Below are 13,663 nucleotides of genomic sequence, written 5' to 3' on the forward strand. Positions count from 1 at the left end.
AGAAAAAATTCCTAGCGCGCTCGTCTTTAAATTTAGGCGCGTAAAAGCCCAGCTCTTCGCGCTTTCCTGCAGAGTTCGGCTCCGCTTGATTATCCTGCGTGGAATTAGCCTTAAAATTCCGATCGGAATTCTTGAGCTCCTGCGGCGAAACAGGTTCGGTTTGGTTTTGCGTGGAATTGGTCTTAAAATTCCGATCGGAATTTTTAGAGCTCTGCGAAAAGTTCTGAACAGAATTTGGTTCGGCATGGCTTTGCGCGAAACTGGATTTAAAATTTTGACTTTGATCGGAATTCTTGGCGCTTTGTAAGAAGCTTAGCGGTAAATTTTGCTCGGAATTTTTAATGCTCTGCGAGAAGCCCAGCTCGGAATTTGACTCAGCGCTTCTGCCGCTTTGTGAGAAGCCATGAGTGGAATTTTGATTTTTGAAACTTTGCACGGGCTCCGCTTCCAAGCTGCGAGCGGAATTTTTGAAATTTCGCGTAGAAATTCCGCCTGAATTTTTAAAATAATCTGCGCCAAATTCACAACGCAGACGGGCGTCTGGGTTCGCACCAAATCTGCAATGCGGGCAGGCGGTACGAGCAGGGCGATCGGATACGCGCTGCAAAGGATCGCTCGCGTTAAGGCTGAGCCGTGAGCTGGGACTCTCGCTAGAGCCGCGGTATGTATCGCCGCATAATAGCGCCGAATTTCGCGCAGCAAAGCCGTAGCGCACTGCGCCGCTCAAAAGCACGCTCATGTTATAATCGCAGTTCGCACGGCTGCACAGTTCGTATTTTGGCGCGGCAGAACCACGGCATCCGATGTCCTGCGAAAGGCTATATCCGCTTGCGCTAAGATCGCAGCCTCCGATGTCCCGAAAGGGCCTGTCTATGCAAGCAACGAAATCATAACATTTAGCATCTCGCAAGAGCCTGTGTCCGCCCGCGCCGAAATCGCGGCATCTAGTACTTCGTAAGAGCCCGTGTCTGCGTATGCCTAGATCATCGCATCTAGCGCTCGGCAAATGTCCGTGTTCGTACGCGCCCAGATCGCAATGCGCGCCAAAGCTCCGCTTGCTCGCGTCTGAGCCGCAACGTAAGTTCAAATTTTGTGCGGAGCCTCCCTGTTTGCGCGCATTAAAGATAAAATTTCTACTCATAATAGCTTACTCCCCCGAACTGCTCGCTTACCACGCGCTCTTCATACCGCTCGTCGCGCGCGCCTAGCGGCTCATCTAGGCTCACGACGCGCCTAAGCCCCATCCCTTTGGGCTCAAGCTCGATGATCTCGTGGCTTAGACGTGCAGCTTCGAAGCGGTCGTGGGTCACCAAAAGGCAGGCAAGCCCCTCGCGCTCGATCTTTGAGACTAAAATTTCGATCAGCACGCCGCGCAGATCGCGATCCAGACCTACAAACGGCTCATCAAGCAGCGCTAGATCGCAACCGCTAAGGATCGTGCGCAAAAACGCCGTGCGCTTTTGCATGCCGCCGCTTAGCTCGCGCGGGAATTTATTCAGATCACTCGGGCTAAGCCCGATCTTTGCGGCAAGGGCGTAAATTTCGTTCGTGCCCGCGGGACTAAAAATTTCGATATTTTTAAGCGCCGTGAGGTTCGGCAGCAGGCGGTTTTCTTGAAACAAAAAGCTGATTTTTTTAAAGCCGTTTTCGATCTGCCCGCTTTTTTTATCCTCCAGCCTGCAGACCAGTCGCAAAAGCGAGGTCTTGCCGCAGCCGCTGGGGCCAAAGAGCGTCTTTACTTCGCCCGAGCGCAGTCGCAGCGAAAAATCTGAAATTATAACGTCGCGCAGAATTTCGTAGCGCAGATTTGAAATTTTTAGCATCATCTGCTCCACGGCATCAGTAAAATTTGAAGCGGCTTGGTCACGAGATAATCGAAAAGCGCCGTAAAGGCTATGACTAGGCACACATATGCCATGACCTCGACCGTATCGATATTGACGCGCGCTTCGGCGATCTTTGCGCCGATACCGTCGTTCGCGCCCAAAAGCTCCGCCATCACAAGCACCTTCGCGCCGTTGCTGACCGCGACGTAGATCGCGGGAAGCAGCCGCTCGATTAGATGCGGCGCGTAGAGGTAGCGCAGTTTTTTTAAAATTGAGCTTTTGTAGCTGTCGAAAAGCTCGGTGTATTCGGCGCTCACGCTAGCCATCGCCTGCGCCGCGGATGCAAAAGTCATCGGCGCGACGACGATAACGACGGTAAAAAGCACGCTTATATCGCCGAAATGAAACCAAAATATCGCAAGCACGATCCAAACGATGGGCGGCGTCGAGAGAAGCACGGTAATTAGCGGGTTTAAAAAGGCTCGCAGGCTTTTAAAATACCCTGCTGCAAGCCCGCTGCAAATCCCCGCAAAAAGCGCGAGGAAGGTGCCTGCAAGCGCGCGCTTAAGCGACAAGGCTAGATCGTTTGCGGCGAAATTTTTTAAAATTTCGCACGCCTTAGAAAAAACAGCCGCAGGTTCCGGAAGAATAAGCGGCCCGTAAGCCTCGCTCGCCACCTGCCAGATGGCTATGAAAAAGCACACCGCCCCTAGGCTCGCAAAGCCGCCCCACAGATAGTCTATGACGTAAAATACGGGGTTTTGAGCTTTGCGAATTTTATCGATTTTTAGCATAGAAAAAACTCGTCCTTAGGCATCGCGCCGCCGATGAGCTTAGGGTTAAATTCCATTAAAATTTCATAAAATTTCAAAAGCTCGTCCTTGATCTCGCTAGGCTTTTTAACACATAAATTCGACGTATCGATGCTCATAAATATCGCAGGCGGCGGCGCGGGAAAGAAATTCGTCCCGATCGCCGCGGCGCTTTGTTTGTTCGCTTTGATCCACGCAAGCGCGTCTGCCAAATCGGCGTTTAAAATTTCAAAATCCGCCTTTTTCGCGGCGTAAAAATCGGTATCTGCGATGATGCCTGCTTGCGGGATGATGGGCTTTACCGAAAACGCCTGCGCCCACATATCGCTTAAATTTGCTCCTCGTTGCACGGCGATGCCCGATACTTTGCCCTTTAAGATCATGGCGCTTGCTAGCGGCTCGACCGTGATCGCGACGTCGTAGTCCTTAGCCAAAAACAGCTGCGCGCTCTCTGCGGGGCTGGCGGTATAGTCGATATTCAGCCCGCTAATGCCCTGCTTTTTCGCTATGGCTCGCACGATGATGTCCAGCATATCGTTTTTAAAAGGCATTACGATCTTTTTGCCCTCCAGCTGCGCAAATTCCGTTATCTTCTCGCCCTTGCTCATCACGAAATTTAGCCCTTCGGTGAGGATATTTACCATGCCGATCTTGCGCCCCTGATTTGCGAGGTTCACCCCCACGTTGCTAGGGCTCATCATGACCTTGTACTCGCCGTTTGCCACGCCTGCGCGCAGCTGATCGGGATCGCGCCAAAGCTCAAGCTTTGCGTCGTATTTTTTGCCGACCTGCCCCTGCATGCACGCAACGCCGATGATGAGGCTAGGCATCGCGGGCGCGCCGTAGATAGTGAAGGCCTCCTTTGCAAAAAGAGGGCTAGCAAGCCCGCTAGCCGCCAACGCAGACGTTAGTTTTAAGAAATTTCTTCTTTGCATCTTTTCCTCTTTTCATTCCTGCCAAACGGCAAGATTTTGATAATCGATGTGCAATTATATCAAAAATAGGAGTGATTCGATTTGATTAAGCTCAATAGTCCCACTTTAAATTTTAATGCGCTAAAATTTAAAACGCCCTGCAGCGATAAAATTTTATGCTAAAATGGAGAAAATTTAAATTCAAGGACGCAAAATGAGAAGCGACATCATCAAAAAAGGCTATACGCGTGCGCCGCACAGAAGCTTGCTAAGAGCGACCGGACTAAAGGACGAGGACTTTAAAAAGCCCTTTATCGGCGTAGCAAATAGCTTTATAGAGATTATCCCTGGGCACTTTTTCCTCAACAAATACTCCGAAATTTTAAAAGACGAGATCCGCAAAAACGGCTGCGTGCCGTTTGAGTTTAACTGCATCGGCGTGGACGACGGCATCGCGATGGGACACAGCGGGATGCTCTATAGCCTGCCTAGCCGCGAGCTGATAGCAAACTCGATCGAAACGGTGATGAACGCGCACGCTCTAGACGCTCTCGTGTGTATGCCAAACTGCGATAAAATCGTGCCCGGCATGGTGATGGGCGCGCTTCGCGTGAACGTGCCGACGGTTTTTGTTAGCGGCGGCCCGATGAAAAAGGGCTACACCAAAAAAGGCGAGCCGATCGACCTATCTACGGCGTTTGAGGCGGTGGGTAAATTTGAAACCAAAGAGATCAGCGCTGAGGAGTTAAAAGAGATCGAGTGCGCCGCCTGTCCGAGCGGAGGCAGCTGCTCGGGGATGTTTACGGCAAACTCGATGAATACGCTATGCGAAGCGATGGGTATCGCGCTAAAAGGCAACGGCACCGTGCCGGCTCTTACGCCAGAGCGCGAGGAGCTTATCAGGCAGGCGGGACGCTGTATCTGCGAGATAGTGCTCGATGAAAAATACAAAATCCGCAACATCGTGAACGAAAAATCGATCCAAAACGCCCTGGTGGTCGATATGGCGATGGGCGGCAGCAGCAACACCGTGCTGCATATCCTAGCTATCGCGCGCGAAGCGGGGGTAAATTTACAGATCGCGGGGCTCAACGAGATCAGCCGCAAGATCGCGCATATCGCCAAAATCAGCCCAAGCCTGCCAAATGTGCATATGGAGGACATCGACCGCGCGGGCGGCCTAAGCGCCGTGATAAACGAAATTTCGCGCCGCGACAACGGACTGCTGGACTTAGGCGCGCCGACCGTCACGGGCGAAAGCCTAGGCGAGCGCGTGGGAGCTAGCGTCATAAAAGACGAAGAGGTCATACACAAGGTCGAAAACGCCTATTCGGACGTGGGCGGACTGGCGATTTTGTTTGGAAATTTAGCCGAGCAGGGCTGCGTCATCAAGACCGCGGGCATCATCGGCGAGCGCAAATTTAGCGGCAAGGCCGTGTGCTTTAACGGCCAAGATGAAGCGATAGAGGGCATCTCAAAGGGCAAAGTCGGCAAAGGCGACGTGGTCGTCATCCGCTACGAAGGGCCGCGTGGAGGCCCGGGTATGCAGGAGATGCTAAGCCCAACGAGCCTAATCATGGGGCGAGGTCTCGGTGCGGACGTAGCGCTGATCACGGACGGCAGATTTAGCGGCGCTACAAGAGGGCTAAGTATCGGACACGTAAGCCCCGAAGCGGCCGAGGGCGGTATGATCGGACTGCTACAAGACGGCGACATCATCGATATCGACGTGGATACGTACGCGATCAACGTGCGCCTAAGCGAAACCGAAATCGCTGAACGCAGAGCTAAATTTAAGCCGGTTGAAAAACCGCTGCCGTATCGTTGGCTACGAATGTATCGCAAGCTGGTAACGAACGCTAGCAACGGAGCGATTTTGGAGGCGTAGGGCGCCTTAAATTTTAAACATACCACCGTAAATTTGAGCAAAATTTACGGCGGTTTTGTTAAATTTACGCGTAGGCTTTCGGCTCTAAATTTTAAAAATTTAACCTAGGCGAACGCTTGGTACTTATCAATGTAAGCGCCAATGGGATATCTATTTGAAATTTTACTTATTACGCAAACAAGCCGAGCGAAGCGGAAACCTAAATTTAAACTCTGCACGTTGGCATTTTTAAGCATAAATTTTACTCTAACGCACTTGTTAAAGTAAAACTCTGCCAAGTAGAATTTCAAAATTTACGTGATCGCACCGATAGTGGCATTTAAAATCCGCAAGGTTTTAATAACAAAGCCTCGCGGTGGGTGAAAGCGGAATTTATAACGGAGAAATTTTGTAGATGACGAGGTGAAATTTTGCCGCAAAATTTCAACAACAAAGCCAGCCATCCTCACTATTTTTTATACTCGCCAAGCTTTGCGACGCTATCGAATTTTGTATTTTATCCCTCAAAATTTATGACGCAAGCGAATTAAAAATAAAAGGCGGCTTTCTAAACTTACAAATCCCTCGGATCGGCGATCTTGCCTGCGACGGCGCTAGCTGCGGCGACGGCGGAGTTTGCCAGATATACTTCGCTCGTTCTATCGCCCATGCGGCCAACGAAATTTCGATTAGTCGTGCTTACGCAGCGCTCGCCCACGCCCAAAATCCCCATATATCCGCCCAGGCACGCGCCGCAGGTCGGGTTGCTCACGACCGCGCCCGCTTCCACGAAAATATCCCACAGCCCCTCTTTTTGCGCGGCCAGAGCGATTTTTTGCGTCGCAGGTGTGATGATGAGGCGGGTTTTGCGCGCGACCTTGCGACCTTTTAAAATTTGCGCGGCGATCCGTAGATCGGAGAGTCTGCCGTTGGTGCAGCTGCCGATAAAGACCTGATCGACGGCGATGTCATCGCGCACCGCCTCGCGCACGCTCTTGCCATTGCTAGGTAGGAACGGATACGCGATCACCGGATCAAGCTTGCTAACGTCGATCTGCAAAATTTGCTCATAGTTCGCGCCCTCGTCGGAGTAGTGAAATTTCGGCTCGGCGCGCAAGCTTTTATCCGCCAAAAATTCCTTCGTGATCTCATCGACCGCGACGATACCGCTCTTGCCGCCCGCTTCGATTGCCATATTGCAAAGCGAAAATCTGCTATCCATATCCAGGTGCTCCAGCGCGTCGCCGCAGAACTCCAAAGCCTTATAGCGCGCGCCGTCCACGCCGATGAGACGGATCACTTCCAGGATCAGATCCTTGCCGTAGATGTGCGGCGCGGGCTTGCCGCGAAAGATCACTTTGATCGTAGGAGGTACTTTAAACCAATTCTTGCCCGTTATCATCGCAAAAGCAAGATCGGTGCTGCCCATACCCGTCGCAAATGCCCCAAGTGCGCCGTGAGTACAGGTGTGGCTGTCCGCGCCGATGATGACGTCGCCGGGCACTACGAGCCCTTTTTCAGGCATCAGCGCATGCTCAATACCCATATCTTTTTCGTCGAAATAATTTTTCAAATCGTGCTTATAAGCAAACTCGCGTGAAATTTTAGCTTGGTTTGCGCTCAAAATATCCTTCGTAGGGATGTAGTGATCCATCACGATCGCAAAGCCGTCCGGGTTAGCGAGCTTTTTCGCACCGCTAAGCTCAAACTGCTTGATCGAAATCGGCGTCGTAATGTCGTTGCCGATGACCATATCAATGGCGCTTTCGATGATCTGTCCCGCAAAAACCGCCTCGCCCACGTGCTCGCTAAAAATTTTCTCCGTGATCGTCTGCTTCATAAAATCTCCTTCGTATCGGTTAAATTTGCGCGATTTTAGCTAAAAAATCATAAATTTTTGCAATTTTATGTATAATTGAGCCGCAAGGAGCGAGACGATGGAAATTTTAGAAATTTTTGCAAACCGCAGAAGCGTAAGAAAATACGCGCAGGGGTCGCTTGAGGACGAGGCGCTGGATAAAATTTTAAAAGCGGGTCTGCTTGCGCCGTCGGGGCATGCACGCCGCCCGTGGGAGTTCATCCTCGTGCGCGACAAACGGATGCTTGAACGGCTAAGCGCGTGCCGCAGCAGCGGAGCGGATATGCTAAAACAGGCTGCAGCCGCGATCGTCGTGATTGCAGATGAGCAGAAGCAGGACGTCTGGATCGAGGACTGCTCGGTAGCGCTAGGCTACATGCACCTTGCCACAAGCACGCTAAATCTCGGCAGCTGTTGGGTGCAGGCAAGGCTGCGCGCCGCCGCGGACGGACGCAGCTGCGAGGAGTTTTTGCGCAAGGCGCTGGGCTTTCCGCCAAATTTCAAAGCAGAAGCGATACTGGTCCTCGGCGTACTGCAGCGCAGCCCGAGCCCTCACGATCTGCAGAAGTTAAATTTAAGCAAAATTCACAAAGAGAAATTTTAACGCGTATGAAGTATCAAAACTTGATTCAAATTTGCGAGTATCTACGCGCCAAACGCTTCCTTTCGCACATTAAGCGCGTAGGAGATAACCTTTTTAAAGTCTGCTTTGACGGCAACGAGACGCTGTTTTTTGATATGAATAAATCAGGCTGCAATATCCACGAAAATGACGCTTTTACCGAAGGTAAGGTTTACGCGGCGCCCTTTGACGTGTTACTTGCCAAGCGCTTCGTAAAATCGCGCATCACTTCCGTTAGCGTGCCAGAAAATAATAGAATTCTATGCCTTAGCGTAAGCCAAAACGCAAGCTACAAAACCCAAAGCTCAAATATCTACTTCGAATTCACCGGGCGATTTACCAACGTAATAATCACCGACGAAAACGATGTGATTTTAGAGGCACTGCGACACTTCGAGACGGAATTTAGACAGATCAAGGTAGGAAGAAAACTCCGCCACCTACCGCCTGCAAATATTAAAGAAGCCCCCGTGCCAAAAATTTCGGATTTTAAAGCATTTTTTCGCGCGGAATTTAACGCGCTAAATGCGGATCGCTTAAACTCGCTCAAATCCGCAAAAATCACGGCGCTAAATAAAAAGCTAGACTCGGTGCGTGAGGCTTTAGGCTCTTTGCAAAGCAGCGCCGAACTACTGCGAAGCGCCGAGCTTTTAGGTGCGAAAGCTGCCTTGCTAAAAGAAAATATCTATAAAATTCCAACCAGCGCGCGAGAATTTACGCTGCAAAAAGGAGACGCCGAAGCGGTAGAATTTAAACTGCAAAAGCCTGCGAGTGCCACTTTGGGCGAGCTTTACTCCGAGGCAAAGCGTCTGCGCCAAAAGGCTGCAAATATACATATCGAAGAGCAAAATTTAAAGGAGAAACTCGCGTTTTATGAGAATTTAAAATCGCTCGTCCTTGCCGCACAGGACGCACACGAGATCGAAATTCTAATGCCCAAACGCACGCAAATTAAGCAAAAAAGCAAGGAAAAAAATAGCGAATACGTAGCGAACTTTTATCTAGGAGATTTTAAAATCAGCGTCGGTAAAAACGAAAAAGGCAATGAGCTCTTACTAAAAAATAGCTCCAAGTCCGACTATTGGTTTCATCTTAAGGATATTCCAAGCGCACACGTCATCGTAAAGACACATAAACAAAGTCTAAGCGAAGAGGTGATCGAATTCGCCGCTAAAATTTGCGTGAGCTTCAGTGCAAACGGCAGCGGAAAATATCTCGTCGATTACACCAAACGCCAAAATGTCAAAATCAACGAAGGCGCTTTCGTAAACTACGTAAATTTTAAAACAATCAGCGTTTTAAAGCCGTAATAAGCGAGCTTGCAGTATAATTATTCAAAATAAATTCCAAGGAAATTCTATGAAGCAAAGAATAATCACGGCAAGCATTTTACTCGCCGTATTTTTGGCTCTAATTCTCATAAACGCTAGGTGGCTAAATTTCGCCGTATTTGCGCTGATACTCGTACTTGCGTTTTTTGAAAGCCTCAAATTATGGGATCTGGAGGAAACTAGCAAAAAGTGGCTCGCGCTGGCGATCGCGTTTTTTGCGCTGCTACCATTTACGCAGACCGATGAGCCTTTCGTCTCAGCGCTAAAAGTTAGCATCCTAATGATCCTATGCGTCGCCTCTGTCGTAGCCTTTACCAAGGGCCCCAGCCTAAAGATCACGCTTCCTTTCATCTATCCCGTTGCGCCGATATTTTTTATGTGGGCGGCTTACGATGATTTTGGGGAAGTTTTTCACTTCGTTTGGCTGATCTTTATTATCGTAGCTAGCGATAGTGGCGCATATTTTATCGGTAGAGCCTTTGGCAAAACCCCGCTAAGCGCTAGCTCGCCGAATAAAACCGTAGAAGGCGTGCTAGGCGGTCTTGCGCTCGCGCTTATCGTTAGCCTCATTTATGCGCGCATCTTTACCAATATGCCGCCACTTGAAATTTTAGGAAAAACCATCATCATAGCAATTTTTGGCGTGCTGGGCGATCTTTTTGAAAGCTACCTAAAGCGCGCGGCGGGTCTTAAAGACAGCGGCGCACTCTTTCCGGGACACGGCGGGATCTTAGACCGCATCGACGGCTATATGTTCGGCGCAATCGCGATGGCGATAGTCTATTCATGGTAGTTTTAGGCTCCACGGGCTCTATCGGCACAAACACCCTAGACGTAGCCGCGCGTAGCGGCAGTATGATCGAAGCGCTTAGCTGCGGGCGCAATATCAAGCTTTTAAACGAACAGATCGCAAAATTTCACCCAAAGTTCGTCTGTATCGCGGACGCACAGCAGAAAAGCGAGGTAGATCACGAGCGCGTATTTTGCGGTGCGGATGGAATTTTGCAGATGCTTGCGGAGTGCAAAAGCACGACGGTCGTAAACGCGCTGGTAGGCTTTGCGGGCATGATGCCCAGCCTAAAAACCCAAGAGCTCGGCAAAAGGCTCTGTCTAGCCAATAAAGAAAGTCTGGTCGTCGGCGGGAAATTTCTGCAAACGGATAAAATTTACCCGATCGACAGCGAGCATTTCGGGCTGAAATTTTTACTTAGCAATGCCAAAATCCCCGTTTCGCGCCTAATCATCACGGCTAGCGGCGGCGCGTTTTACGACGTTCCGCTAACGCAGCTAGACTCGCTCACGCCGCAAAACGCCCTCAAGCACCCCAACTGGAAGATGGGCGCGAAGATCACGATCGACAGCGCCACGATGGCGAATAAGCTCTTTGAGGTGATCGAGGCGTTTTGGCTCTACGGCACGCGCGAGATCGATGCGCTCATCGAGCGCACCTCGCAGATCCACGCGCTGGTCGAATTCGCAGACGGCTCTACGACGGCGCACATTAGCAGGGCCGATATGCGGCTAGCCATCGCGCACGCGATGTTTAGCGGCGACGTACGGGAACAGATCACCGCGCCCGTGGATCTGTGCGCTCTGCGACCGATAGAGCTTAAGCCGATCGACGAGATGAAATTTCAAATCTTTACCCTCAAAGACGCGCTGCTAGCGAACCCCGATCTAGGCGTCGTCATCAACGCCGCAAACGAAGCGGGCGTAAATGCGTTTTTGCAGCAGCGGTGCCGCTTCACCGACATTGCGCGCGTCGTGCTGAAGTGCGCGGAGAAATTTAACTCGCCTAGCGTAACGGACGCAGACGCGCTTACGGCAGTGGATGCGAGCGTGCGAGCGTATGCAAACGAACTGCTGAAATAAATTTTTTAATCACGGGATTTATGCTACAATTTGAGCTTGGCGGCAAATTTCACTGCGCACGGCTCGCGCAAGTAGCCGTAAAATTTAGCGGCATCTAAACAGCGCGCGCCTATTGCGCCGTATCGGGCGCAGATTTACGCTGTGCCGCAAGGTTGCGCCATTAAAATTTAATAAATAGAGGTTGGGCGTGGATATTAAAACCGTCATAGAGTTAGAAAAGCAGCGCAAGCAGCTTAAGAAAAGTCGCAAGCTTTGGAAAATTTTAAGTTATCTCGTAGCGTTTGCGGTATTTGGTCCGATGCTCGCGCTCGCATTGATAATCATCTTTCGCAATTTTCCCAAGCTCGATCTCGGCGTAGAGAGTTTATTTCTTTTGGTTACATCTATTTTAGCAATAATCGGCATGCAGGACAAATTTTACGAGTGGATTTTCGAGCGCAAAACCGAGCGGTTTGTGCTGCGATACAAAGAGCTTTATCTCAAGCCCTATATCGAGAGCCTGGGCTTTTCGTAAAAATGGGCGCACTTTTTCAGGAAAAAGAGGTGAGGCAGAGCGAGATATTTGACGGATTTGATAGATTTCGCGCGGACGATCTGGTTTACGCAAGCGCGGACGGAGTGGATTTTATGTTTTGCGATATAAGGCTGGAAAAGGAGACCGGCAGTGGAACTTCGTCGTTTTTTAAAAAGAGTTACACTACATTTTTCGAGGGGCCTTTTTTTTGTGGCAAATTTTAATAAAAAAATTGGCTCCGATGTTTTTGTTTTTTCGGGCGCGGCGGCACCCACAGGCATAGATTTGCCGCCGTCTGCACTACCGCGCAAGCTATGGAGCAGCCGCAAAATCCCGATAGATAACGCGGACTTCAATGCAAACTTTTCGGTTTATGCAAGCGATACGGTAGCGGCTATGTATGTCTTGACGCCCGCGCTGATGGAGAAAATTTTATCTCTTAAACAGCTCGTAAAATCGGATATCTCGCTGAGCTTTAAGCAAAATAAAATTTATATCGCGATATCTCGCGGCGCCGATAGTTTCGAGCCGAGCTTGGATCAGCCGATACTCAATGCCCGCATCGCAAAGGATATCAAGGCGGATCTGGACGCGATGCTGCAAATCGTAAAAATTCTAAAGTTGAATGAAAAAATTTGGACGTCTTAGCCAGGCGCAAGGCGGAGAGGGCAAGCGAGCAAAATAAGACAGGGCAAGGCAAGGCGAGTAGATGAAACGAGGCGGGGCGAAGCAAAGCGACTAGATAAAACAAAGCGGAGCAGAATAAGGTAGGGCGAAACACGTGAGTACCGCACAAGCGCGATAAATTCCACGCGGGATTGCAAAATTTTAGTAATGGGATAAAATTCCGCGCGCGATTGCGGCAAGATCGTGAAATTTCGCGTAGAATTTCGACGGCGTTTTACGTCGCGGCGAAATCTTATAGAGAATTTCGGCTGAATTTTACGAAAAATTAAAATTTGCTTGCTATTGAGAGATTTTTTTGATATACTGCCGTTTCTTTTTGGCCCCGTAACTCAGTTGGTAGAGTGTCACCTTGACATGGTGGAAGTCGTTGGTTCGAGTCCAATCGGGACCACCACTTAAGTTATTTTCAAATTTTAATCACTTCATTTTCGCGCATAGCACCTGTCTTAAATTTAGTTATTCCGACCCCTTTCATTTTTATTTTAGATATAATTTTTCCAGAAATATTATGAGATCGATTAGCCGATCGATAAGGTAAATTTTATCGGCAACCGATTAAATTTAGAAAGGAGTATCGGCGATATATGGGGCAGTATGTTATAAAAACATTAGATTACTGCGCAGAAAAGGGACTGCAGCTACAATGGGAAAAGGACTTCGCGATCTCCGTCAATGCTCCAGGAAACGAAGTTACTATAAGGGCGAATAAAAGCGGGCTTATATCTCTTGCCAGGCATTTGCTTACTTTAGCGCAAGATTCCGTGCCGAAACATTCGCATATACATCTGGATGAGTATGATTCGCTTGAGGAAGGCTCGGCGGAACTTATAAACTAAAAAGATACCAAGCAATAAAGAGAAATTTATGCTGAAGAAAAGGCGACAATGAGAGAAAAGCACATTGTAGAGTTATTATCCTCCGCAATCGAAGGAGACGGGATCATATCCGTAGTATTTAAATTTTTCCATATAGATTGGGGATACACGCTAGAGGAGCTCGATCTAATTATAAATTTTGGTATAAAAAATGGCGATCTTCTTATAGAAGATATGCATGATGAAAACAAGCACTACGACAAAATAGATTGGCGGCTAGATAATGTGTATCAAGAGATCGTTATGGTAGATATTTACAAATATATGCCATTGCTATTTTCCAAACATCCGACGGTACCGGATCCTTATAAGCAGTTCATTACGGAATGAAATTTGCGTATGACAGCACGGATAAAACTATAAAATTTAAAGGATCGGACGGTATGGCGCAAAACGTTATGAATAAAGCAGATCATAACGAAAAGGAGCAACGCAATGCTAGATAGAATTGCCTCTTTTTTGACAGGCATAATGTGCTTCTTATA

Annotated in this window: 15 protein-coding genes and 1 tRNA gene; 11 read left to right on the forward strand and 5 right to left on the reverse strand. The window is 49.1% G+C overall.

The features are described 5' to 3' along the window. From Q0413_RS02125 to Q0413_RS02140, 4 genes are all read right to left on the reverse strand, one after another. The coding region (locus Q0413_RS02125; protein WP_298986827.1) for a hypothetical protein at nt 1-1,141 on the reverse strand (1,141 nt) is incomplete at its 3' end. Continuing rightward, on the reverse strand, nt 1,134-1,823 hold the full coding sequence (locus Q0413_RS02130; protein WP_298986829.1) for an ATP-binding cassette domain-containing protein: 690 nt from the start codon (nt 1,821-1,823) through the stop codon (nt 1,134-1,136). The genes Q0413_RS02130 and Q0413_RS02125, both read right to left, overlap by 8 nt. Next, nucleotides 1,823-2,620: an ABC transporter permease gene (locus Q0413_RS02135; RefSeq protein WP_298986833.1), complete on the reverse strand. Its 798-nt coding sequence runs from the start codon at nt 2,618-2,620 to the stop codon at nt 1,823-1,825. The genes Q0413_RS02130 and Q0413_RS02135 overlap by 1 nt, the downstream gene beginning before the upstream one ends. Then, complete coding sequence (locus Q0413_RS02140) at nt 2,614-3,573, reverse strand: ABC transporter substrate-binding protein (RefSeq protein ID WP_298986836.1); 960 nt, start codon at nt 3,571-3,573, stop codon at nt 2,614-2,616. Before Q0413_RS02140 ends, Q0413_RS02135 begins: the two co-directional genes overlap by 7 nt. A 193-nt stretch (nt 3,574-3,766) precedes the next feature. Here Q0413_RS02140 and ilvD point away from each other — a divergent pair, with 193 nt between their 5' ends. Continuing rightward, nucleotides 3,767-5,440 carry a dihydroxy-acid dehydratase gene (gene ilvD, locus Q0413_RS02145; RefSeq protein WP_298986839.1) on the forward strand — a complete coding sequence of 558 codons (1,674 nt, stop codon included), beginning with the start codon at nt 3,767-3,769 and terminating at the stop codon, nt 5,438-5,440. Nucleotides 5,441-5,993: 553 nt separating this feature from the next. Here ilvD and Q0413_RS02150 read toward each other — a convergent pair. Further along, on the reverse strand, nt 5,994-7,259 hold the full coding sequence (locus tag Q0413_RS02150) for a 3-isopropylmalate dehydratase large subunit (RefSeq protein WP_298986841.1): 1,266 nt from the start codon (nt 7,257-7,259) through the stop codon (nt 5,994-5,996). Nucleotides 7,260-7,356: 97 nt separating this feature from the next. Between Q0413_RS02150 and Q0413_RS02155 the strand changes: the two genes are divergently transcribed. The 10 genes from Q0413_RS02155 to Q0413_RS02200 all read left to right on the forward strand — a co-directional run bounded on the left by Q0413_RS02155 (nt 7,357) and on the right by Q0413_RS02200 (nt 13,508). Next, nucleotides 7,357-7,881, forward strand: coding sequence for a nitroreductase family protein (locus Q0413_RS02155; RefSeq protein WP_298986843.1), 525 nt, complete (start codon nt 7,357-7,359; stop codon nt 7,879-7,881). A gap of 5 nt (nt 7,882-7,886) precedes the next feature. Continuing rightward, complete coding sequence (locus Q0413_RS02160; protein ID WP_298986845.1) at nt 7,887-9,209, forward strand: NFACT RNA binding domain-containing protein; 1,323 nt, start codon at nt 7,887-7,889, stop codon at nt 9,207-9,209. 49 nt (nt 9,210-9,258) lie between these two features. After that, nucleotides 9,259-10,023 carry a phosphatidate cytidylyltransferase gene (locus Q0413_RS02165; protein WP_298986850.1) on the forward strand — a complete coding sequence of 255 codons (765 nt, stop codon included), beginning with the start codon at nt 9,259-9,261 and terminating at the stop codon, nt 10,021-10,023. Beyond that, on the forward strand, nt 10,017-11,102 hold the full coding sequence (dxr, locus tag Q0413_RS02170) for a 1-deoxy-D-xylulose-5-phosphate reductoisomerase (protein ID WP_298986852.1): 1,086 nt from the start codon (nt 10,017-10,019) through the stop codon (nt 11,100-11,102). Before Q0413_RS02165 ends, dxr begins: the two co-directional genes overlap by 7 nt. A 187-nt stretch (nt 11,103-11,289) precedes the next feature. Beyond that, complete coding sequence (locus Q0413_RS02175; protein ID WP_298986854.1) at nt 11,290-11,616, forward strand: hypothetical protein; 327 nt, start codon at nt 11,290-11,292, stop codon at nt 11,614-11,616. A gap of 2 nt (nt 11,617-11,618) precedes the next feature. Further along, entirely contained in the window at nt 11,619-11,840 is a 222-nt protein-coding gene (locus Q0413_RS02180; protein ID WP_298986857.1) for a hypothetical protein, read from the forward strand. Continuing rightward, nucleotides 11,827-12,264, forward strand: coding sequence for a DUF3137 domain-containing protein (locus Q0413_RS02185; RefSeq protein ID WP_298986860.1), 438 nt, complete (start codon nt 11,827-11,829; stop codon nt 12,262-12,264). Before Q0413_RS02180 ends, Q0413_RS02185 begins: the two co-directional genes overlap by 14 nt. A 357-nt stretch (nt 12,265-12,621) precedes the next feature. Beyond that, a tRNA-Val gene (locus Q0413_RS02190) sits at nt 12,622-12,697 on the forward strand. Between the two features lie 190 nt (nt 12,698-12,887). After that, the gene (locus tag Q0413_RS02195) at nt 12,888-13,139 is read left to right on the forward strand and encodes a hypothetical protein (protein ID WP_298986862.1); all 252 of its coding nucleotides are present in this window, start codon (nt 12,888-12,890) and stop codon (nt 13,137-13,139) included. 48 nt (nt 13,140-13,187) lie between these two features. Further along, nucleotides 13,188-13,508 carry a hypothetical protein gene (locus tag Q0413_RS02200; protein ID WP_295150364.1) on the forward strand — a complete coding sequence of 107 codons (321 nt, stop codon included), beginning with the start codon at nt 13,188-13,190 and terminating at the stop codon, nt 13,506-13,508. The last annotated feature ends 155 nt before the right edge of the window (nt 13,509-13,663 follow it).

The sequence above is a fragment of the uncultured Campylobacter sp. genome (assembly GCF_938045465.1).
Taxonomy (GTDB): Bacteria; Campylobacterota; Campylobacteria; order Campylobacterales; family Campylobacteraceae; genus Campylobacter_B.

What these genes read in the sequence shown, in the direction of transcription:
- Q0413_RS02130 (WP_298986829.1), bottom strand. Translation starts at nt 1,823, where the DNA reads ATGCTAAAAATTTCAAATCTGCGCTACGAAATTCTGCGCGACGTTATA.
- Q0413_RS02135 (WP_298986833.1), bottom strand. Translation starts at nt 2,620, where the DNA reads ATGCTAAAAATCGATAAAATTCGCAAAGCTCAAAACCCCGTATTTTAC.
- Q0413_RS02140 (WP_298986836.1), bottom strand. Translation starts at nt 3,573, where the DNA reads ATGCAAAGAAGAAATTTCTTAAAACTAACGTCTGCGTTGGCGGCTAGC.
- ilvD (WP_298986839.1), top strand. Translation starts at nt 3,767, where the DNA reads ATGAGAAGCGACATCATCAAAAAAGGCTATACGCGTGCGCCGCACAGA.
- Q0413_RS02150 (WP_298986841.1), bottom strand. Translation starts at nt 7,259, where the DNA reads ATGAAGCAGACGATCACGGAGAAAATTTTTAGCGAGCACGTGGGCGAG.
- Q0413_RS02155 (WP_298986843.1), top strand. Translation starts at nt 7,357, where the DNA reads ATGGAAATTTTAGAAATTTTTGCAAACCGCAGAAGCGTAAGAAAATAC.
- Q0413_RS02160 (WP_298986845.1), top strand. Translation starts at nt 7,887, where the DNA reads ATGAAGTATCAAAACTTGATTCAAATTTGCGAGTATCTACGCGCCAAA.
- Q0413_RS02165 (WP_298986850.1), top strand. Translation starts at nt 9,259, where the DNA reads ATGAAGCAAAGAATAATCACGGCAAGCATTTTACTCGCCGTATTTTTG.
- dxr (WP_298986852.1), top strand. Translation starts at nt 10,017, where the DNA reads ATGGTAGTTTTAGGCTCCACGGGCTCTATCGGCACAAACACCCTAGAC.
- Q0413_RS02180 (WP_298986857.1), top strand. Translation starts at nt 11,619, where the DNA reads ATGGGCGCACTTTTTCAGGAAAAAGAGGTGAGGCAGAGCGAGATATTT.
- Q0413_RS02195 (WP_298986862.1), top strand. Translation starts at nt 12,888, where the DNA reads ATGGGGCAGTATGTTATAAAAACATTAGATTACTGCGCAGAAAAGGGA.
- Q0413_RS02200 (WP_295150364.1), top strand. Translation starts at nt 13,188, where the DNA reads ATGAGAGAAAAGCACATTGTAGAGTTATTATCCTCCGCAATCGAAGGA.